The organism is Mesorhizobium sp. B2-8-9, assembly GCF_006439475.1.
Lineage (GTDB): Bacteria > Pseudomonadota > Alphaproteobacteria > Rhizobiales > Rhizobiaceae > Mesorhizobium.
In genome coordinates this window covers 15,584-35,884 of the sequence record NZ_VFTQ01000043.1, presented here as the reverse complement: position 1 = coordinate 35,884, position 20,301 = coordinate 15,584, and the positions used below count along the sequence as shown (strand labels likewise).

Annotated in this window: 21 protein-coding genes; 13 read left to right on the top strand and 8 right to left on the bottom strand. The window is 61.4% G+C overall.

Annotated features, from left to right (window positions below; genetic code table 11):
- Nucleotides 1-7: 7 nt before the first annotated feature.
- Entirely contained in the window at nucleotides 8-979 is a 972-nt protein-coding gene (locus tag FJ423_RS31090; RefSeq protein WP_140847247.1) for a type II secretion system F family protein, read from the bottom strand.
- On the bottom strand, nucleotides 979-2,364 hold the full coding sequence (locus FJ423_RS31085; RefSeq protein ID WP_140847245.1) for a CpaF family protein: 1,386 nt from the start codon (nucleotides 2,362-2,364) through the stop codon (nucleotides 979-981). The genes FJ423_RS31090 and FJ423_RS31085 overlap by 1 nt, the downstream gene beginning before the upstream one ends.
- A 498-nt stretch (nucleotides 2,365-2,862) precedes the next feature.
- Between FJ423_RS31085 and FJ423_RS31080 the strand changes: the two genes are divergently transcribed.
- From FJ423_RS31080 to FJ423_RS31035, 10 genes are all read left to right on the top strand, one after another.
- Complete coding sequence (locus tag FJ423_RS31080) at nucleotides 2,863-3,075, top strand: Flp family type IVb pilin (RefSeq protein WP_140847242.1); 213 nt, start codon at nucleotides 2,863-2,865, stop codon at nucleotides 3,073-3,075.
- A 103-nt stretch (nucleotides 3,076-3,178) separates the two neighbouring features.
- Nucleotides 3,179-4,219, top strand: a complete 1,041-nt coding sequence (gene cpaB / locus FJ423_RS31075) for a Flp pilus assembly protein CpaB (protein WP_140847239.1) — start codon at nucleotides 3,179-3,181, stop codon at nucleotides 4,217-4,219.
- Nucleotides 4,220-4,267: 48 nt separating this feature from the next.
- Complete coding sequence (locus tag FJ423_RS31070; RefSeq protein WP_140847236.1) at nucleotides 4,268-5,713, top strand: type II and III secretion system protein family protein; 1,446 nt, start codon at nucleotides 4,268-4,270, stop codon at nucleotides 5,711-5,713.
- Nucleotides 5,700-5,993: a hypothetical protein gene (locus FJ423_RS31065; protein ID WP_140847234.1), complete on the top strand. Its 294-nt coding sequence runs from the start codon at nucleotides 5,700-5,702 to the stop codon at nucleotides 5,991-5,993. The genes FJ423_RS31070 and FJ423_RS31065 overlap by 14 nt, the downstream gene beginning before the upstream one ends.
- Before the next feature lie 71 nt (nucleotides 5,994-6,064).
- A complete protein-coding gene (locus FJ423_RS31060; protein WP_140847231.1) occupies nucleotides 6,065-7,591 on the top strand; it encodes a TadE/TadG family type IV pilus assembly protein in 1,527 nt (508 codons plus the stop codon).
- A 5-nt stretch (nucleotides 7,592-7,596) separates the two neighbouring features.
- Nucleotides 7,597-8,139: a TadE/TadG family type IV pilus assembly protein gene (locus FJ423_RS31055; RefSeq protein ID WP_140847228.1), complete on the top strand. Its 543-nt coding sequence runs from the start codon at nucleotides 7,597-7,599 to the stop codon at nucleotides 8,137-8,139.
- A gap of 2 nt (nucleotides 8,140-8,141) precedes the next feature.
- On the top strand, nucleotides 8,142-8,789 hold the full coding sequence (locus tag FJ423_RS31050) for a TadE/TadG family type IV pilus assembly protein (protein WP_140847226.1): 648 nt from the start codon (nucleotides 8,142-8,144) through the stop codon (nucleotides 8,787-8,789).
- Nucleotides 8,786-9,949 (top strand): AAA family ATPase, encoded by a 1,164-nt coding sequence (locus FJ423_RS31045; protein WP_140847223.1) that lies wholly within the window; start codon nucleotides 8,786-8,788, stop codon nucleotides 9,947-9,949. The genes FJ423_RS31050 and FJ423_RS31045 overlap by 4 nt, the downstream gene beginning before the upstream one ends.
- On the top strand, nucleotides 9,936-10,511 hold the full coding sequence (locus tag FJ423_RS31040) for a L,D-transpeptidase (protein ID WP_140847220.1): 576 nt from the start codon (nucleotides 9,936-9,938) through the stop codon (nucleotides 10,509-10,511). The genes FJ423_RS31045 and FJ423_RS31040 overlap by 14 nt, the downstream gene beginning before the upstream one ends.
- Nucleotides 10,508-11,065: a hypothetical protein gene (locus FJ423_RS31035; RefSeq protein WP_140847217.1), complete on the top strand. Its 558-nt coding sequence runs from the start codon at nucleotides 10,508-10,510 to the stop codon at nucleotides 11,063-11,065. The genes FJ423_RS31040 and FJ423_RS31035 overlap by 4 nt, the downstream gene beginning before the upstream one ends.
- Nucleotides 11,066-11,097: 32 nt before the next feature.
- Here FJ423_RS31035 and FJ423_RS31030 read toward each other — a convergent pair whose 3' ends face one another.
- Nucleotides 11,098-11,634, bottom strand: a complete 537-nt coding sequence (locus FJ423_RS31030) for a hypothetical protein (RefSeq protein WP_140847214.1) — start codon at nucleotides 11,632-11,634, stop codon at nucleotides 11,098-11,100.
- A gap of 205 nt (nucleotides 11,635-11,839) precedes the next feature.
- Between FJ423_RS31030 and FJ423_RS31025 the strand changes: the two genes are divergently transcribed.
- The 3 genes from FJ423_RS31025 to FJ423_RS31015 all read left to right on the top strand — a co-directional run bounded on the left by FJ423_RS31025 (nucleotide 11,840) and on the right by FJ423_RS31015 (nucleotide 14,719).
- Entirely contained in the window at nucleotides 11,840-12,544 is a 705-nt protein-coding gene (locus tag FJ423_RS31025) for a thermonuclease family protein (protein WP_246680364.1), read from the top strand.
- A gap of 258 nt (nucleotides 12,545-12,802) precedes the next feature.
- A complete protein-coding gene (locus FJ423_RS31020) occupies nucleotides 12,803-13,549 on the top strand; it encodes a GGDEF domain-containing protein (protein WP_246680363.1) in 747 nt (248 codons plus the stop codon).
- 264 nt (nucleotides 13,550-13,813) lie between these two features.
- Complete coding sequence (locus tag FJ423_RS31015) at nucleotides 13,814-14,719, top strand: LysR family transcriptional regulator (protein ID WP_140847209.1); 906 nt, start codon at nucleotides 13,814-13,816, stop codon at nucleotides 14,717-14,719.
- Here the strand turns inward: FJ423_RS31015 and FJ423_RS31010 are convergent.
- From FJ423_RS31010 to FJ423_RS30990, 5 genes are all read right to left on the bottom strand, one after another.
- Nucleotides 14,703-15,407, bottom strand: coding sequence for a peroxiredoxin-like family protein (locus FJ423_RS31010; RefSeq protein ID WP_140700483.1), 705 nt, complete (start codon nucleotides 15,405-15,407; stop codon nucleotides 14,703-14,705). The genes FJ423_RS31015 and FJ423_RS31010 overlap by 17 nt on opposite strands.
- A gap of 140 nt (nucleotides 15,408-15,547) precedes the next feature.
- A complete protein-coding gene (locus FJ423_RS31005; RefSeq protein WP_140847206.1) occupies nucleotides 15,548-16,894 on the bottom strand; it encodes an NAD(P)/FAD-dependent oxidoreductase in 1,347 nt (448 codons plus the stop codon).
- An 18-nt stretch (nucleotides 16,895-16,912) separates the two neighbouring features.
- Complete coding sequence (locus FJ423_RS31000; RefSeq protein ID WP_246680362.1) at nucleotides 16,913-18,307, bottom strand: NAD(P)/FAD-dependent oxidoreductase; 1,395 nt, start codon at nucleotides 18,305-18,307, stop codon at nucleotides 16,913-16,915.
- 33 nt (nucleotides 18,308-18,340) lie between these two features.
- On the bottom strand, nucleotides 18,341-19,492 hold the full coding sequence (locus tag FJ423_RS30995) for a patatin-like phospholipase family protein (RefSeq protein ID WP_140847203.1): 1,152 nt from the start codon (nucleotides 19,490-19,492) through the stop codon (nucleotides 18,341-18,343).
- Nucleotides 19,493-19,514: 22 nt separating this feature from the next.
- Nucleotides 19,515-20,297, bottom strand: coding sequence for a 3-hydroxybutyrate dehydrogenase (locus tag FJ423_RS30990; protein WP_140847200.1), 783 nt, complete (start codon nucleotides 20,295-20,297; stop codon nucleotides 19,515-19,517).
- Between the last annotated feature and the right edge of the window lie 4 nt (nucleotides 20,298-20,301).

Genomic DNA, 20,301 nt, shown 5'->3' with positions numbered 1-20,301 from the left:
CCTCTAATCAGAAGTCGAAGTTGACCATTCGGTACATGATGAAGTCACCAATCAGCGCCCATATCCCGAAGATCAGGAACGCCGGCATGAGGAGTGGGCTGTTCCATACAGCCCCGTAGTAGCTCGGCGCGATGACCATCAGCAGGCCAAGCATGACGACCGGGAACAGCGAGATGATCCAAGCCGACATCCGGCCTTCGGCCGACAGCGCTCTGATCTTCAGGCGCAATTTCTGTCGTTCGCGCAGGACTGTCGAGAGATTGGCGAGGATCTCGGTCAGGTTGCCGCCGGTCTTGGCCTGAATGGAAAGCGACACCGAAAGAAGATGGAGCCCCTCGAACCCAACGCGTTGCGAGAGCTTACGCACCGCAGTTTCCAGACTGAGGCCGAAAGTGATTTCGTCCGAGACGATACCGAATTCGGTGCCGAGCGGGTCGGGCATTTCGCGGGCGACAAGCGTGATCGCCACGGTCGTCGGGTGGCCGGCGCGCAGCGAACGCACGATCATGTCGAGCGCATCAGGAAGCTGTGCTGCAAATTTCTGGATGCGCTTGTTGCGCGAACGGCGAAGTACAAGAAGCGGCAAAACGATGCCAATAAGCATAAAAGCAATCACGGCCGCGAGTATGGAAAAGCCGAAGAGCAATGGCAGCACCAACGCGATCGCCAGCCCAGCCAGCAGGAACATAGCGGCGAAGGCCAACGGATTACCAGTGATGCCCGATTGCGTGTAGAGCCGGTTCAAGGCGACCATCCCGAAGATAAAGTCGCCGGAATCAGTCAATCCTCGTTCTCGCAAGAGACCTTGCAAGGTCTTCTCGGCTGGCGCTTCTTCCGCGAGGCGCGATAGGCGCCGATTTATGACTCCCGATCTTACTCGTCGCGACGCGTAAGACAAATAGAGGGACTCTCCGGCAAGGATCACGGACGCGGCCGCGAGAACATAGATGAAATAAAGGAGCGTCTGACCGGCCGGCATCAGAGCGGCACCTGCGGATTGAAGGCGTCCTTGCTGAAATGATGACCCAGCGTGGCCGCTTCTGTTGCAAAGCGTGGGCGAACGCCGGTGGCGCGAAACTCGCCGACAATCTGTCCGTCTGTCGTCACATCGCGGCGGATGAAGTGATAGATTTCCTGAAGCTGGACGACATTGCCTTCCATGCCAGTAATTTCCGAAATGGAAATAACCCGCCTGCCGCCGTCGGAGAGGCGCTGCGTTTGCACAATGATGTCGATGGCCGACGCGATTTGCGCCCGAATGGAATCATTGGTCATCGGCATGCCAGCCATGCCGACCATCTGCTCCAGGCGCGAAATGGCATCGCGCGGCGTGTTGGCGTGGATGGTGGTCATCGAGCCTTCGTGGCCGGTATTCATGGCCTGCAACATGTCGAAGGCTTCCTCGCCGCGGACCTCGCCGACGATAATGCGATCCGGCCGCATGCGCAGCGCGTTCTTGACCAATTCACGCTGGCGAACCTCGCCCTTGCCCTCGACATTGGGCGGTCGCGTCTCCAGCCGGCCGACATGTGGCTGCTGCAGCTGCAGTTCCGCAGCGTCCTCGATGGTGACCAGACGTTCCCTGCTCGGGATGTAGCTCGACAGCGCATTGAGCAAGGTCGTTTTGCCGCTGCCAGTGCCGCCCGAAACCAGGATAGACTTACGCGATTGCACCGCAATCCGAAGCAAATCGACCATTTGCGGCCTAATAGAATTGAAGGTGATCAGCCGTTCCAGTGAATAAGGATGCTTGGAGAATTTGCGGATCGACACCAGCGGGCCATCCACCGATATCGGCCGCACGGCGATGTTCACGCGCGAGCCATCTTCAAGGCGAGCATCGACCATCGGCGCGGATTCATCGACGCGCCTTCCTATTGCCGAGACAATCTTGTTGATGACACGCAACAGATGCGCCTCGTCGCGAAAGCGGATCGCGGTTTCCTCCAGCACTCCGCGGCGCTCGATGAAAACGTGCTTGTGCGTGTTGATCAATATGTCTGCGATGGAATCGTCCTTGAGCAGCGGCTCGATCGGTCCAAGTCCCAGCATTTCGTCGGCCGTGTCGCTGGTCAATTGATCAAGCTCGCGGGCGTTGAGCGGTACATTTCGGCCGCGCACGAATTCGCGCACGATCGGCCGAATCTCATTGAGGATCTCGTCCTTGGAGGCGCTTTCCAGAGCCGTTAGGTTGAAGCGGTCGATGAGATGGCGATGCAGTTCGACCTTGAGCGTAAGGAAATCATCGCCTTGCGATTCAACATCCGGCGCCGGAACGATTGCCACTCCGTTCGACGCAGCCGCGACGGGCGCCGGCTGGAGCGCCCGCTGTTCATTCGTTCCTTTGATGAAGCGACCCAACATCACGCGAGCCCCCTGCAAAAATCCCCAGGATTGAAACTAAGCGTTAACCACGAGGGGCACAAGCAGCGAGGTGGCCGCGATCGTGTATTACTTGCAACATAGTTAAAAAATCGATCTCTCGGGAAATCGTTTTATTTCAGACCGATGACGATGCCCCGACCAAAGTCTTAGGACTTATGTCGCAGTATGAGCTAATATGTCTTCTAAATACTTAGATATAAACGTATATGTTGGCTTCCTAATGACGCCATGCCTGAGGCGCCCCGGTGGCCGAATTGTGAATGAATGGTTAAGATGGCTTGAAAAGTGAGGCGAATCAAGCTGTTGTCCAAACTTAAATCCGCGCTTTCCAGGTATTGAAAGGTTAAGCGACTGTTAATCCGTTTGACTCTGCTTTTTCACGCGACCTAGGATTGAAAGTGACGGGGGATGCTTGGGTATGGGGTTCATCCTTAGGCTCGTCTCGTCGGGTTCAAACCTCCAAAGGGAGAAATTGGCATGAAGAAGCTCATGACGATGGCCCGGCAGTTCCGCGACGATGAAAACGGCGCTGCTATGGTCGAATATTCTATTCTCGTCGGCATCATTGCGGGCGCGGCGATCCTGATCATCGTCGGCATCGGCCTCTGGGTGAACGGTCGCTTTACCCAGCTCTGCACCGACTTGAACGCAAGCGGCATCGGCAGCTGCTCTTCCGGCGCCGGCAGCTGATCACTTCGAGAATGTCAGGCCCGAATCAGGCGATTCGGGCCTGACAATAAGAAAAAGCCGCGTGGGGCAGTGCGGCTGAACGGAAGCCTTTGGGGTTAGGCTCATGCGCGCAAATACGGTAATAATGATTGTTCTCGCCGGCGTGTTCGGCGTTCTGGCTGTTGTCCTCGCCAATATCTGGCTGGCCAATCAGCGCAACGCATTGGCGCAATCCAACGGCGTGCAGGCCAGCACCATCGTGGTCGCAGCGATGCCGCTGAAGTTCGGCGACACTCTGAGTGCCGACAAATTGCGCGAGATAGCGTGGCCGGCAGGCGCAATCCCGACCGGAGCGTTCAAGACGACCAAAGATGCTTTGGCTGGCAATGGAACGCGCCAGGCTTTGCAGGCGATCAGCGCCAATGAACCGGTGCTGGCTTCCAAGATTACTGGCGCCGGGCAGCGCGCCACGCTTTCAGCCGTGCTCGGCGAAGGCATGAAAGCCGTTTCGATCCGCGTCAACGATGTGCTGGGCGTGGCCGGTTTCGTTTTCCCTGGGGATCGCGTCGATGTTCTGTTGACCAGGACAGTGCGAAGCGACAACGGTCCCGACAAGAGTTTTGTCGACGTGCTGCTGCAGAGTGTGAAGGTGCTCGCCGTCGACCAGGTTGCCGATGAAAGCAAGGACAGCCCAACAGTTGTGAAAGCTGTGACCGTAGAGGTCAGTACCAAGGATGCCCAGAAGCTGACCCTCGCCGCAGGCGCGGGGCAATTGTCACTGGCGCTTCGGCAGGCGGCGGCCAGCAACGGCGAGACCACCGAGCGGATCACGCTTTCAGATCTGACTGGCGACACTCCTGAAGATGTCGCCAAGCGGCAAGAAGAGTTGGCCAAGCAAGCTGCCGCCGACGCGGCCGCCGCCGAAGAACGCAAGCGGGCCGATGCCAAGATCGACGGACTGGCCAAGGCCGTGGACCGAGTAGGCAGCCAGATCGATCAGTTGAGCAAAGTCAAGCCTGCCCCTGCTGTGGCGCCCGCACCACAAGTGCAGGAAGTTGTAAAGCAAGAGGTAAAATATGTGCAGCCGGAACCTCCGGTACGCGCTACAGTCGGTGTGTTTCGCGGCGTGAAGCTCGAAACCTATGACGTGCCGCGACAGAAATAGCCGCACGGCGGATGGGACACTGCTGGATAGCAGTCGGGGAGATTTCGGATGCAGGGTTTCTGGATGAGGATGGCAATTGCGACGCTATCCAGCCTGACTGCGTTGATGATTTTTGGTCCGCCGGCAAACGCCGCCGACCGGTTCATCGACGTATCGAGCCCGTCACTCCATCGCGTCTTCATCCCGGTATCGCAATCCGTCACACTCCAGGTGAACGCCACCCTGGGCGATATCGTTGTCGGCGACGAGAAGATCGCCGACGCCCAGCCGATGACCGACAAGACGCTCTACATCATCGGCAAGAGCGTCGGCACCACCACCGTCAATCTGTTTTCCGAGGACAAGCGATCGCTGGGCGCCATCCAGATCGAAGTGGGCCAGGATGTCAGCGACATGGCCGTCGCAATCCGCCAGGTGGCGCCGAAGGCTCGCATCGAGATCGGCTCCATCAACGGCAAGATTCGACTGAGCGGCCACGTGAAGGACGCCGCAACGCTGGCGTCCATCGTCGAGGTCACACAACAATACGGTCCAGACTCCATCATCAACGCCGTCACCATCGATGACAGCGAACAGGTCAATCTTTCGGTTCGTATCCTCGAGGCCAAGCGCAATGCGGGCCGCGATCTTGGGGTGTCGATCAGGAGCACGAATAGCCGAGGCACGACTCGAACCGGTACCGGCGATGCGGCAGTCGATAAGGATAATATCGTCCTCGGGCCGGGCAATATTCTAAGTGGGCTTCTGTCTGGTTCAAACCCGTTCGCCGCTCTCATCACCCGCGTCATCGACAACAACATCAAAGTCGACCTGATCATCGAGGCGCTTGAAGCAAAGGGCGTTGTCCGTACGCTGGCTGAGCCGAACCTCACGACGGTTTCTGGCGAGACGGCCAGCTTCAACGCGGGCGGCGAGGTGCCGGTGCGCAGCGTCAACGCTCAAGGCGAAGTCGAGATCGTCTTCAAGCAGTTCGGCGTCAATCTGAACTTCACGCCGGTGGTGCTGGACGACGGCAAGATCCACATGAAGCTTGCGCCGGAAGTCAGCGACCTGAACGGCTTCACAACAGCCGGCGACCCGATCTTCACCAATCGCAAGCTGTCGACCACGGTAGACCTACGCGACGGCCAGAGCTTCGCCGTGGGCGGCCTGCTTTCGAGCAAGAATACAATACAGCAAGACCAAGTGCCGTGGCTTGGCCAGGTACCCATCGTCGGCGCACTCTTCAGGAATTCGAGCACGCAGAAGGAAGAAACAGAGTTGGTCGTGATCGTCACGCCGCATCTGGTGCGGCCGGTGAAGCCTGGCGAGCAATTGGCGACACCTTTCGACAAGACGAAGCCGGCAAACGATCCGGAGCTGTTCCTGCTCGGCCAGCTCGAAGTCAACAAGGACATGATCCGCATGTACGAGCATGGCGAAGGCGTCACCGGCCCTTATGGCCACATGCTGGATGTGAAATCGAAGGACAAGCTGGTCTATGTCAAGAAATAAGCTCCTGCTCGTTCTGTTCGGCACCAGCTTGCTCGCCGGCTGCGCGGCCGACTATCTGCACAATTACGACACGATGACGCTCGCATCGGGCGACTCGCAGAAGGCCAACCAACTGCTGCAGACGGTCGACCCGTACAATCCGGCTTCGAACAACACCAGGATCGAGGGCGACGGCGCGCGGTCAGTCGCAGTCGTGCAGAAATACAGATATCCGCCAGCGGCGCCGTCCGGGGGTAACGTGACAGTCAATGTCGGCACGCCGACCAGTTCAACGAACTGAAAAGAGGGATGCGGTTTCAGCGCTGGGCAAACGAGGGGTGCTGGCGACGGGGTTAGTAAAGGGGCACGGCCATGTTGCGAATTGTTCGCGCGTTCTGGCAGGATCAAAGGGGTATCGCACTCGTTCTAGTGGCAATCATGTTACCGGCGATCATCGGCTTTTCCCTGCTGGTGATCGATATGAGCCGAGCCAACAACCTGAAAAACGACCTGCAGAAGGCCGCCGACGCCTTTTCATTAGCTGGGGCCGCAGAGCTTGACGGGTTTCCCGGTGCATGGGGTAGAGCAGAGCGCGCCATGGCGACGCTGGTCCACAACGAGAGCAATTTCTCGACCTCCGGCCGGTTTACCCTAACCTCCGGGCAACCGGGCGGCACGGCGCGATGTAATGCCGCTGGAAATATTTCCTGGTGTTTCCTCAAGGCAATCCCGCCTGCGGACGGCACCCAGATAACGACGGCCAATCAGGCTACCTATCTTGCCGATGCCACTCCTTCTGTTGGCGAGGATGAAACCAAATTCATCCAGGTCAAGGTCACACCCACCGGTTTCGACACACTGTTTCCGGTATCGTTCCTGCCCGGCGGCACCGACAATTCGTGGACCATAGGGGCGGTGGCGACTGCAGGGTTCACATCAGGCGTTTGCGAGTACACGCCGGTGTTCATGTGCAACCCGTATGAGGACACTACCATCACCGGCGGCGTCACACTGGAACAGGCAGCGCAAACCAGGCAATACCGTCGTCGCCAGATAAAACTGCGTGGAGATGGGTCTTACTTTCCCGGTAACTTCGCTTTTCTGGCTTCGCCGTTCGGTAATGGTGCCAATCAGCTCGAAAAAATGCTCGCCGACTCCAAACCGCAGAATTGCTATTCGCGCGACGGCGTCGACACCGAGCCGGGACAGAACGCCGGGCCTGTATTGAATGGTATCAATTCTCGTTTCGGTATCGATTCTTCCAGCTACTCGGACGGACCTGGGGTCAATGTGCGCAAGGGCGCCAAAAACTGGAACAGTTTCGTCAAGAACAACAAGGTCGACTACGAAACGGACCCCACTAAGGGCGTCGGGCTTGAACGCGACTCGTGCCAGATCGCTAGCAATTGCACCATGATGGGCGGCCGTATGGGTGCTGGAGACTGGAACTTCGCCAGATATTGGGCCGCGAACCATCCCGGTCGGCCGGTGCCTTCCGCGCTCTCCGGAACTGGCGCCAACCTGCCAACACGATACGAGGTCTATCGCTACGAAATCGACCCGAACGGAGATGGAAATACGTCCGACAACATCGTCGGCGACGCCGCAGTCAGCGGTGAGAAAGGCATCCCGCCCGCCGGGGCCGGAACCCCGATCTCAATCCCTGACCGCCGATTGCTTTATGGCGCGATCCTCGACTGCAACGCGCTCAAAGCTTCAGGCATGAATTTCAGCGGCCGCCTTACAGGCATCCCTGTCAGGCGATTCGCCAGCTTCTTCATTACCGAGCCGATCAGAGACGGAAAGGACATCTTCGTAGAGCTCGTCGACATCACCGGAAAGGGTGGCAGCGGTACGCTCGACAACTACCTGCGCGACGAAGCTCAGCTCTACCGGTGATCGCCATGATCAGAACCCTGTTCCATCACCTCAACAGATTTCGACGCGACCATCGCGGCACCGCGCTTGTCGAGACGGCCCTGATACTGCCGCTGATGGTGCCTCTGTCGGCAGGCGTGTTCGAATTCGGCAATCTGATCCATGACAAGCTGCTGATGGAGGCCGGGCTTACGGATGCCGCGCGTTTCGCTGCCCGCTGCAACAGCCAGATATACACGGACAACGGTCTCCCGGGGATCAATTGCGCCAACATCGCCGCCAACATAGCGGTGTTCGGCAATGTGGCAGGCACAGGCAGCGCGCGCGTCAACGGCTGGCAGAAAGCGGGAGGGACTTCCAACAATGCGACGGTGACCATCGCCGCCAGCGGTTCCTGCCATGACGCAGTGGTTTCCGGCGTTACCGAATACCGTTCCACTACCGCGCAGGTCTGCATTGTCCGAGTGACGGGCGCGTATCCATATAGCGGCATCGGCATGTTGTCGTTGCTCGGCATCGGTCCGATCACGCTCAACGGCTTCCACGAGGAGCGGTTGATCCGGTTCTGAACATGATGACGCGCTTTGCAAAATCGGAAGACGGTTCAACGATGGTGGAAATGGCCATCGTGTCGACGCTGCTGTTTGCGCTGACACTAGGTTTCGTCGATTTCGGCTACGCGTTGTACCAATGGAATGCTGCGACTAAGGCGGTCCAGTACGGCGCACGACTGGCGTCGATCTCCGATCCGATCGTAACCAATCTGGCGGCCGCCGCACCGACAGCGTCGCCTGGTGCGCCGATTGCCGCCGGCGCGTATGGACCTTTCGTCTGCCAATACACGGGAGCTACGGGCGGCTGCAGTAATGGCGGCACGTTCAGCGCCACCAATTTCAGCCGCATATTCCGGGGCGACACAGCTGTCACCAACAACGATATTTGTCCGACGATCACCGCCGTCCAGCGGCTCACCATGCGGCCCGGCATGTGCCACTTCTTCCCCGGCCTGCATCGCGACGACATCGTAATCACCTATACCGCCACCGGTCTCGGCTACCAGACACGGCTGGGCGGCCCGGTGCCGACGATAACCGTCAGCCTCAAGAACATTAGCTACCAGTTCTTCTTCCTAGGCGGACTTTTCGGATTCGGAGACATGACAATGCCCTCCATGCTGAGCACGGTCACGGGCGAAGATTTGAAGGTCGCCTACCCATGAACGCCATCGACACCAGAGTTCTGCCCACGAAGCGCAAGCAGGTCGCCCTGTTTTCTTCTGATCCGAATTTCAGGCAGGATGTCACGACCCGTCTCGACGCGCTGGCGATCTATGACGTCAAGGTCTCGGATGCGGCGGAGTTCCTGAAGGGGCCGCCGGTCGACAGCCGCCCCGGCATCATCATCCTCGATCTGGCCAATGGCGAGCTGCTCGGCAATCCGGCAATCGTCGAGGCGCGTGCGGCCTGGGCGTCGGTGCCGCTGATCGCGATCTCGGACGAGCTCACCTCCGAGCAGACGCGCGTCCTGGTGCGCATGAACGCGTCCGACTGGCTGCACAAGCCGCTCGACGCCAAGGAGCTGCTCAACGCCGTCACCTTCCACGACACCGGCAGCCAGGGCACCAAGAGCCGCATCATCACCTTCATTGCCGCCAGCGGCGGCGCCGGCGCCACCACGCTGGCGATCTCGGCGGCCGAGTATCTCGCTTCGAAATCGGCCGAGCGGGCGGCCTCGACCTGCCTGGTCGACCTCGATTTCCAGAGCGCCAATTGCGGCGCCTATCTCAACCAGTTCAACCAGTTCGACCTCTCCGGCATCATCGGCCAGCCGGACCGGCTCGACGTCGAGCTGATGGATGTCATCAAATTGTCGCGGCCCTCCGGCCTGACCCTCTATTCCTTCGAGCGGCCGCAACTGCCGTTCGAGCCGCGCGGTTCCGACTTCGTCTTCCGGCTGCTCGATCTCGTCGCCTACCGCTTCGACGACATCGTCATCGACCTGCCCAACATCGAGACGCCGTGGCACGATTCGGTGCTGCGCACGAGCGACGAGATATTCATCGTCTTCGAGCTCAACGTCGCTTCGCTGAGGCAAGGCAAGCGGCTCTACAAGAAGATCCGCGAATTGCGCGGCAACAAGGTCAGCATCACGCTGGTGGCCAACAAGCACAAGCGCAAATGGTTCGGCAACCACTTCTCGCGCAGCGAGCTGGAGAAGATCTTCAAGGCGCCGCACATCAAGTCGCTGGCGCTGGACAACGCACTCCTGGCCGACGCGCTGAACCGCGCCATCCTGCCTTCCGAGGTCGACGGACGCGCGCGCTTCAACAAGGACTTGAAACGCATGTTCAAGGAGCGGCTGGACAATGCCCAGCGCTAGACTTCGCATCGTCGGGCGTCTTGCCGCGGCCGGCCTGATCGGCATCGCGCTGGCGTCGGCCTGCGGTTTGGCGCAAGCCGGATCGGGCCTGCCGCCGCTGCCGGCCATGGGCCCCAGCCTGCGCAAGGCGGTCGCCTTCGAGACCGGTGAGCAGCCCGGCACGATCGTCATCCGCAAAAACGAGAAGGCGCTCTATCTGGTGACGGCAGCGGGGCATGCGCTGCGCTACCAGATCAGCGTCGGCCGCGACGGCTTCGGCTGGACCGGAACTGTCAAAATCGCTTCCAAGACCGAATGGCCGGAATGGCGCCCGCCCAGGGAAATGCGCGCGCGCCGGCCGGAGCTGCCGGCGATGGTGCCGGCCGGTCCCTACAATCCGCTCGGCGCCAGGGCGCTTTATCTGTCGCGCGACGGGCGCGACACGCTCTATCGCATCCATGGCACCAACGATCCTAAGGGCGTCGGTTTCGACGGCACGTCCGGATGCTTCCGGCTGACGAACACCGATGTGATCGATCTTTTCAAACGCGTCGCGGTGGGCGCAAAGGTGGTGGTTGAATGACGATGATCAGCGAGCCGGACGTCCCGGCAATCGAACTCGGTCACAGGGAAGCCGCTCCGGGAAAGCCCAGCCGGGCCAGGCTGATCGGCGTCGTGGCGGTGGGTGCGTTGCTCGTCACCGTCGTCAACGTGACGGCCGCGGCCTATCTCTATCGCGGCGTCAACGACCTCAAGACGATGGAGGCGCGGCTGGAACAGCTCGGCCAGTTCGAGCAGCGGATCGGCGCGCGCATCGACACCGTTAACAACGGTTTCCAGAGCCGGTTCGAGACGCTGGACCATCAGTTGCAGGCGAATTTCGGCCGGATCAACGGCAATATCGCCAAGCTTGAGCAAGGCCAGCCCGTCGCCGCCAGCGAGCCGGCGCCCGGCGCGGCCGAGCCGGCCCTGCTCGACAACACCACGGTGGCGGATGCGTCCGCGGCCGACGGAGACGCTGGCGCCGGAGACGGACAGCCCGCGTTCAAGCGCAAGGTCGCGCCTCCGGGGCCCAACCCGTCCTACCAGCGCATCCAGCAGCCCGACGGCAAGGTCTATTACAAGAAGATCAACTGAGCAGGCGGGTCTTCGCCGCCCGGACCGGCAGGTTACAGATCGCGCTGCAGCGAGAGCATGCGGACAGCGCGGGCTTCGGCACGTAGCTTTGCCTCGCGCAAGAAGGCGACATGGCAGTAGGCGCATGCCGCGAGACCGAGGCACAGCACCAGGCAGTTCTGCAAGCTTAGGTCGACCATCACCGAGAACTGAAGGCCATGGGGCGTGACGAAGGCGGCGATCGTGCTCGCCGTTTCCGCGTGGCTGCTCAGCGCCATCATGGACCCGGCGAAAATGATTGCAGCATGATTGGCGATGAAGAAACCGCCGGACCATTTTGAGCAGCTTGCCATCCAGCAGGCGCCCGCCGCGAAGACAATGATGGCCGCATCGAGCGCCATCGATCCGCCGAGATAAACGTGCACCTGCTGCCAGAACATGGTCGAGAACGGCCGCAGCTCGAGCCAGGCATGCCACGCAGCGGGGCTCGCCGGATAGAAGCCGAGAAGCAGCGCCGCCGCTCGCTCCGCCGCCAGCAGAATGAGCACCAGGGCCGGAAAGGCAAAAAGCGGTATCGGCTTGCGCATCATGTCATCCCCTCGACATCCGATGGCCGATTCTAGGCCGCATTGGTTGCGCGAGACTTAACGCAACGCCTTGCTTTTCAAGGAATGTCGCTCACATCTAATGTATGGTCCGATTCAGCGGTCGGGGTGGCGCCATGTCGACAGGAGCTAACGGGTCGGGCTCGGGCCGCACCGCCGGCTATCGGCACGATCCCGCGAGGGTCCACGCGTGAACCAGGTGAGCCCGTCCGGCCGCCCGCTGCTGGCATCTGCGCTCGGCGGTCTCGGCCTGATCGCAGGCATGGTGCTGATCGTCGAGGGTGGCCGCCTGCTGCCGCCCACTTCGATCGCACCGGCTCAGGACCCCGGCGACCTGAAGCCGGCCTTCCATGGCCCGATCCATGACGCGCGGCCAGGCCGGCCGGCGCGCAAGATCGCCGAGGACCTCATCGCGCCGCCGCCGCTCGACCCATCCGGGATCGAGCGCATCGAACCGCGTCCTCCGCTTAGCGAGCTCGGACTTGCGCCGCGGCCGCAGACGCCGATGCCGCAGGATTGGCGCGAGACGCTGCTTTTCCGTCCCGTCGCGACCTCCTCGGCGGTCGTCGAAGCCATGGGACGCACCGTCGCCATCAGCGGGACGGTCGACATAAGCCCCGACAGGACCTGCATGTTCGACGACACCGCCTGGCCCTGCGGCCAGCGGGCGCGGGCCGCCTTCAACGCCTGGCTGCGCGGGCGGGCGCTGAAATGCTTCCTGCCGCCGGACGTCGACCGTTTTGCCATCGCCGCGCCCTGCGCGCTCGGCACGCAGGATGTCGGCGCCTGGCTGGTTTCGAACGGCTGGGCGATGGCCGCTCGCAGCGGCATTTACGGCAAGGCGGAGGTGGTGGCGAGGACCGCCCGGATGGGCATTTTCGGCCCACCGCAATAGTGCTGCCGCGGGAAAGCCGGTGGCCGCTCCCCTCGCGCACTTGCGTGAAAGCAGAATGGTCAGGGCGGTTCAGCACTTCTAAAACCTGGACTGGGCCGACGACCTGGCAGGTCGTCAGCCACCGACCGCGGCCGCCGGTGTGCCGGATCCGGCGCTTGCCATGGAGAACATGCCGACTTGCATCAAATTGTACGTTTCCCTGACACCGAAATCGTAACGGACCTCCTGTATGCCATGCGTCGAACAGGAGATTGGCCCTTGACTGCGAAAACACCGACCGCGCCGGTTCAAACGTGGAAGCACCTCATCTTGCTGGCCGCGCTTGGCACCGCCGCCTGCGTCGCGCTTTCGCTCGGGTTGAACTACCTGCTGCTTTTCAGCGACAGCCTGACGCCATTCGGCCGCGGGGCAATTACGGCAATCATCGTGCCGATCGTCATCGGTCTGCCGTTGTTTGCCCTGCTCGGCTGGCAACAGGTGAAGATCCGCCGCTACCGGCAGGAACTCACCAGATCCGGCACCTACGACCAGCTGACCGGCTGCCTGAACGGCAAGGTGTTCACCTCGATGGTCGACCGGAGGGCGCAGAGACCGGCCGGTCCGCGCTCCGGCGCCTTTCTGGTCATCCATCCGGAACATCTGGCATCGATCAACCTGCGTTTCGGTCTCGAATGGGGCGACGAGGCCTTGCGGCTGATCGCATCGGCCATCCGATCCGCGGTGCGCAAGGACGATCTGATCGGCCGGATCGGAACCTCGATGTTCGGCGTCTTCCTGCCGGGCGCGAGCGAAGAGGACGCCAAGGACATCGGCGAGCGCATTCGCGGCACGGTCGGCGAGATCTACTTCGCGCCCAAAGGCGACAAGGACGTGCTTGCGATCAAAGTCGGCGGCGTCATTTTCGAGCGGGAGCTGGATTTCGAGGACATGTTCCGCTTCGCGGAGGAAGGCATGGCCGAGATCCCGGACGAAGCCGGCCTGCGGCTGTCGCATGTCACCAACTGAGCCGGCGTGATCGCCCGACACGCCCACCAGATGTTTCGGAAAGCCGGTGCTGCGTGAGGATTGAACTTCCGCTAATTCAATAAAAACGTACTTTACACTATATTTTCTAGCATTATGACGACCGACAAGGTGACCCTGCTGGACAATTGTCTTGCGGGCAAACCCCAGCAAATCACCCCTCGACCTTGCTTGGATTTCCGCTAGCATGGCCGCGAATTAGCTGTTCCTGAAGAAATCGAATTTCGCTGAAGGGGGCGAAAATTCATGGAGATGCAGCAGGTCCGCTATTTCTTGGCCCTGTCCAACACGTTGAACTTCACCAGAGCGGCCGAGGAATGCAACGTCACTCAGCCGGCGCTTACGCGCGCGATCAAGACGCTTGAAGAAGAACTCGGTGGCGAGCTCCTCCGGCGAGAGCGTCAGCACTCGCACCTGACGGAACTTGGACGGCGGATGCTGCCCTTGCTGCAACAATGCTATGACGCGGCCACTTCCGCCAAGTCATTGGCCAAGGCTGTGCAAAGCAGCGATGTTGCGCCGCTCAATGTGACCATTTCGAACAGCATCAACATTGCGCTGCTGGTTTCGCCGTTCACCGAGCTCTTTCGGGCCTATCCCGGTGTGCATCTCAAAATCCACCGTGGCTCGCCGGCGGCTGTGATCGAGGCGCTAAAGGGCGGTGAAGTAGAGTTGGCGATTGCCGGCCCCCTTGGACAGGCTTGGGACCGCCTGGACGTATGGCCTCTGTTCCAGGAAGGGATCGAACTCGCGGTAAATTCAGATCACCCGCTCGCCCGGCGAAATGAGGCTGATGTCGCGCTGGCTCAGCTCGCCGCCGAACCTGTGCTCAGCCGGATCGATTGGGAGACGAGCGAGGAACTAGCGCGTTGTCTTTCCGCTAAAGGGTATACTCCCCGGACCGCGCATGAAGTCGAGACCGATCAGGATCTCCTTGCGCTGCTTGAGGCCAATGCCGGAGTTGGCTTTGTCTCGCTTACTGCACCGCGATCCTCGAACATCCGCCGGCTCAAGCTTCGCGATCTGGACGTCTCGCGGATCGTGTCGGTTTATGCGGTCGCCGGCAGGCAGCGCGCACCTGTCGCGACGACGCTGCTCAATCTCTTGAGAGCGGCCGACTGGTCATCCTTTGGCGTCAGCGAGCCCGCCTGAGCGCCGCGATCAGGTCGTCGATGTCCATGCGACGGCGGTAGTCCGGATCGACGAAGCGGTCGGTGATGATCCCGTCGGTTCCGACGACGAATGTGGCCGGGATCGGCAGGAACCAGCTGGAGTTGCCCTGGTAGCTTGGGAGGTCATAGGCAACGCCCATCAACCGCTCCATTTCGGTTCCGATCCATATTGCCAAGTTAAGAGACAGGGCGTAGCCATTGTCCATATCGGTCAGGAAGGGGAAGCTTGCGCCAACCGCGGCCTTCATCGCCCTGGCGAATTTGCCTCGCTCGGGCATGATCGCCACGATTTGCCCGGCCAATGCCGCGATCTCCTGCTGCGCTTCGACGATGCCGATCGCGTTCAAACGGCAGTAAGGGCACCAATGCCCGCGCTGGAAGGTGATCACAGCGGGCCCTTGGAGCAGGATGTCGGCCAGGCCAACCAGCCTGCCTTCGTCGTCAGGCAGCAGGAATGGCGGCATGACATCGCCGGGCTTTGGCGCCGCCGCTCCGGCACCCTGCTTCTCCAGGCGTTCCACCAGTCGATCTACAGCGTCCGCAAACTCCGAGTTTAGGCGGCGGACCGCCGCGGCAACCACCGCCAGCCGTTCATTGAGAGGCGCATCAAGCTCGATGGCTGCCTGCACGGACTGCTCGAATGTCATTGCCTGGTCGTCGGCGGCCATGTCTGCACTTTCATACCTCGCACACAGCCTATCACCGTAACCCCTCGGCAGTTGCCATGTTTTTCCTGCATGGATTTGATGCCCCACCTGCATCGACACATGCCAGATCTGTGTCTTCTTCGCTGACCCGAGGCGACGCGTTACATCATGTTCCTGATATCCGCCGTGAAGGTCGGGAAAGCACAGACCATCTCAGACAGCTCTCGTGCCGTGATGCCGTGCCTCATCGCGAGCGCAAATATGTGGATCAGCTCTTCGCCGGCATGGCCGACCAGGTGAGCCCCAAGGATCCTGTCTGTCGTTTCCTCGACGATGATCTTCGACCACGCTACCGGCTCGGCGTAAGTCCTGGCCGAAAGCCAGCCTTGCATGTCGTTCGAGCGGACGTTGATGATGAAGCCGCGTTCCCTCGCCTTGGCCTCGGTCAAACCGACGGTTGCCACGGCCGGAATGCTGTAGAGCGAGGCAGGTATGTGACCGTAGTCGGGCCGATGTTTCGGGCCGTCGACGATATTGCGGCCGACGATGCCGCCCTCGTAGGTCGCTATCGGCGAAAGCTGCGGAGAATTCCAGACCGCGTCGCCGCAGACATAGACGTCCGGGTTGGAACGGGACCTCAGATGATCGTCGATCTCGATGCGGCCTTCGCGATGCACGATGACGCCGGCGCCGAGATCGAGGCCCTCGACATTGGCAACGCGCCCGGCGCAATTGACGGCCCGATCTGCGTCCACCCGGTATTCGGCGCCATCCTTCGCGAAGCTCACCCGCAGTCGCCCGTCGACCTTCTCGATCTTCTTGACCCAAGCCTTGGTATGGATGCTGATACCGAAGCGCTCGCTCTCGCCAAGGAGCAGAGCAACGGCATCCTCGTCGAAGCTTCCCAGAAGCTGCGGCAGCGCCTCGAGGATGGTGACTTCGACGCCGGCGCGCGCATAGACGTGAGCCAGCTCGAAAGCGATAACGCCACCGCCAATGAACACCACGGCGCGAGGCAGCGTCGGATCGCTCAGCACATCGTCCGATGTCGTCAGGAATTCCGAGCCCGGAATCGGCATTGGGCGCGGCTTCGAGCCGGTGGCGATGACGATGTTCCTGGCCTCGAATTCTCGACTGCCGACGCGGATGGCGTTGCTGGCGACAAATGCGGCCTCGCCGTAGATGACGTCGACGCCTCGCTTGGCCATCAAACCGGACAATCGGGACGGGATATCCCTGATGATGTCCCTTTCCCGCTCGATCAAGCCTCGCCAATCCAGCCGCGGCGGTTCGATCCTTATTGCATGATCGCCGGCCCTCGCGATCTCGTCGAGCGCGTGGGCTGCCGCGACCAGCACCTTCTTCGGCGTGCAGCCGCGATTGGGACAGGTGCCGCCAAGATCGCGAGCCTCTACGATGGCGACGGAAAGTCCGGCGGCGCGTGTCGCAACCGTCACGCCCATTCCAGCATTGCCGCCGCCCAGGATCACGACGTCATACTTTTCCATCGCATCGCCTCCGCCGCTCTAATGAAGCTTGATGCGCGGTCTGGCGCGCTTGACGATCATCTCGCCGATCGAAGCCAGCGTGGTCTGCGCCAGGCCGTGCACCGCCTTGAGATGCATCTTGTGCAGCGAGCGATAGACGAGCCTTGCAACGAGACCTTCGATCTTCAGTCCCCCGATCAGGCTGCCGAACGCACCGTAGTCGGCGAGTGAGACGAGGGAACCATAGTCGCGGTAGCGATACGCCGGCGGGGCCCGCCCCGCGAGACGTGCCGCAATCACCTTGGCCATGTGGCCTGCCTGCTGATGGGCTGTCTGGGCGCGCGGCGGCAAGGCGTTTTCTTCGCCCGGGAGAACGCAGTTCGCGCAGTCGCCAATCGCGAACACATTCTCGTCTGCGACCGTGCGCAAGGTTTCATCGACGATCAGGCGGTTGATGCGATCGGTTTCGAGACCTTCGAGACCCTTCAGGAAATCCGGCGCCTTGATACCGGCCGCCCAGACGACCAGTTCGGCAGGCACAAAGAGCTTGTCGCCGAGCCGTATACCGTCTTCGGTCACTTCAGTGACCTTGATCCCGCAGCGTATCTGCACGCCCAACTTGATCAGCAAGCGTGCCGTGGCGCGCGCCATCTGCTCAGGCAGCGCAGGCAGGATTCTCGGTCCGGCTTCGACGATGGTGATGCGGATCAGCCTTTCGAAATCGATGTTGTCGAGATTATGCGACGCTATCTCGCGCATCGACTTGTGAAGTTCCGCTGCCAGCTCGACGCCGGTGGCGCCGGCGCCGACGATGACGCAATGGAGCTGACCGGGTGAAAGCTGCTCATACTGCGCATTGGCGCGCAGGCAGGCATCGATCATGCGCTTGTTGAAGCGGGCCGCCTGTTCCGCGGTATCGAGCGAAAGGGCATGGCGCGCGGCGCCCGGCGTGCCGAAGTCATTGGTCACGCTGCCGACGGCCATGACCAGCGTGTCGTAGCCCAGAACGCGCGGCGGGATGACCTGGCGACCGTCATCGTCGAAGCTGGGCGCAACGAAAACCTGGCGTTTGGCACGATCGATGCCGACGACCTCGCCAATGCGGTATCGGTAGCCGTGGCGGCTGGCATGGGCGATGTATTCGACCGCATCGTGTGATGCGCTCAAGGCGCCGGATGCCACCTCATGCAACAGCGGCTTCCAGATATGGGTGCGGTTTCGGTCGACAAGCGTGACGGAAAGCCGCCGGTTGCCGAACTTGCGGCCGAGGCGCGTCGCCAGTTCCAGGCCGCCCGCGCCACCGCCTACAATGATCACGCGGTGCAATGACTTGTCCGCGTGCGAGGGAGTCTCCGGGATCGTGCGGAACAGCGCAGCATTGTTGGCGAGCACGGCTTCCGGGATCAACCGCATGCCGGGGGTGACAATCTGCATCGGTGGTCTCCGTATCTTGCTCGGCGCGGCACGTCACTCTTGGGATTCGTGGATCACAATGCCTTGCAGCATGTCGACCTCGCATTCCCAGGGCTTGTCAGCGAGGACGCGCTGCCCATGCTCGTATCCTGCCTGCCAGCGCGTGCGTATGCCCGAGCGGGTGAAGTCGATGTCCTTGGTGTGGTCCTCGCCGTCCAGTCGCGGCGAAAGCAGGCGAACGAGATGCATGACCGACGGGCAGCCATAGGAGGCGAGCTCCTTGAACATCGGATCCTCGCGACGCTCCTCCGGCACGAGCCTTCCCAGTTCGCGCACGACATGCCGCAACCGATGCAGTTGCTCCTGCCGTGCAACGTGGCTCCGGCCGCGGCTGGCATATTGAAGGTCCTTCTGTCGCCCCATGACCTGCCAGATCGATTTCGGCTCGTTGGCGCGGGGCTGCCACATGTTGACGGCAAAGATCAGCGCGTCGCGCCGAGGGCGCTCGTCCAGCACGACCTCGATGGGCGTGTTCGAATAGATGCCGCCGTCCCAATAGGGCTCGCCGTCGATGCAGACTGCTGGAAACGCCGGCGGCAAGGCGCCCGACGCCATGACATGCGCCGCCGACAGGATCATCTCGCGCGTGTCGAAATATTTGAGCTCGCTGGTGTTGACGTTGACCGCGCCGACCGTCAGCCGCGTGTGGCGCCCGTTGAGATAGTCGAAGTCGATCAGATTGCTGAGCGTCCTCTTGAGCGGATCCGTGGTGTAATAGGATGCGTTCTCGACACCAACCTCGCGGTTGACTCCGAACATGGCGCTTGGGTTCGGCTCGAAGAACCCCGGGATGCCGCGCATCACCGTGCCCATATTGGCAAAGATGTTGCTTGGAACCATCATCCGGAAAAACTCGTCGAACGGACTGCTGCGGCTGACGCCGTCCCAGAATTCCTGGAGCCTGGCCAGACGCACGCCGGGCTCGTTTCCAGCAATCAGCGCGGCGTTGATGGCGCCGATGGACGTGCCGATGACCCAGTCCGGTTCGATGCCGCCCTCGACCAGCGCCTGGTAGACGCCGGCCTGGTAGGCGCCGAGCGCGCCGCCGCCTTGAAGGACAAGAACGGTCTGACGCTTGACTTCGCCCTGATGGCCAAGCGCCGGTCCTGCTTCCGGAGCGGACAGGTTTTGCGTGATCTTGTTCATCGCCTTCGCTCCTCGTGCGGGTCTAGTGAGCAGTCCAACCGCCTTCGATCGGCATGACGGCACCGGTGATCGAGGCCGCGTCGTCCGACGCCAGGAACAGGCAGAGCGCGGCAACCTGCTCGACCGTGACGAATTGCTTGGTCGGCTGCGCTGCCAGCAGAACATCCTTGATCACCTGCTGCTCGGTGATGCCGCGCGCCTTGGCGGTATCCGGTATCTGCTTTTCGACCAGCGGCGTGAGCACGTAGCCGGGGCAAACGGCGTTGACCGTGATGCCCTGTTCGGCAACCTCCAACGCGACGGCCTTGGTCAGGCCGGCGACACCGTGCTTGGCAGCGACATAGGCGGATTTATAGGGCGATGCGACGAGCGCGTGCGCCGAGGCCACGTTGATGATGCGGCCCCATTTGCGCGCCTTCATCGCCTGCAAGGCGCGCCGGATCGTATAGAACGAAGACATGAGATCGATCGCCACCACCGCTTCCCATTTCTCGATCGGGAAGTCGTCGATCGGCGCGACATGCTGAATGCCGGCGTTGTTGACCAGTATGTCGACGGCGCCGAACTCGGCGATGGCCTTGTCCATCATCGCCGTGATGGCGTCGCCCTTGCTCATGTCGGCATTGTCGTATCGAATGACGGCCTGATGATCGGCCGCAAGCTTGGCCCGCAGGCGTTCGATCTCGGCGGCGTCGCCAAAGCCGTTCAGAACGATGTTGCAGCCCTCGGCCGCGAAGGCTTCGGCAATGCCTTGCCCGATGCCGCTGGTCGAACCGGTGATGAGCGCTGTCTTGCCTTTGAGCATCGTC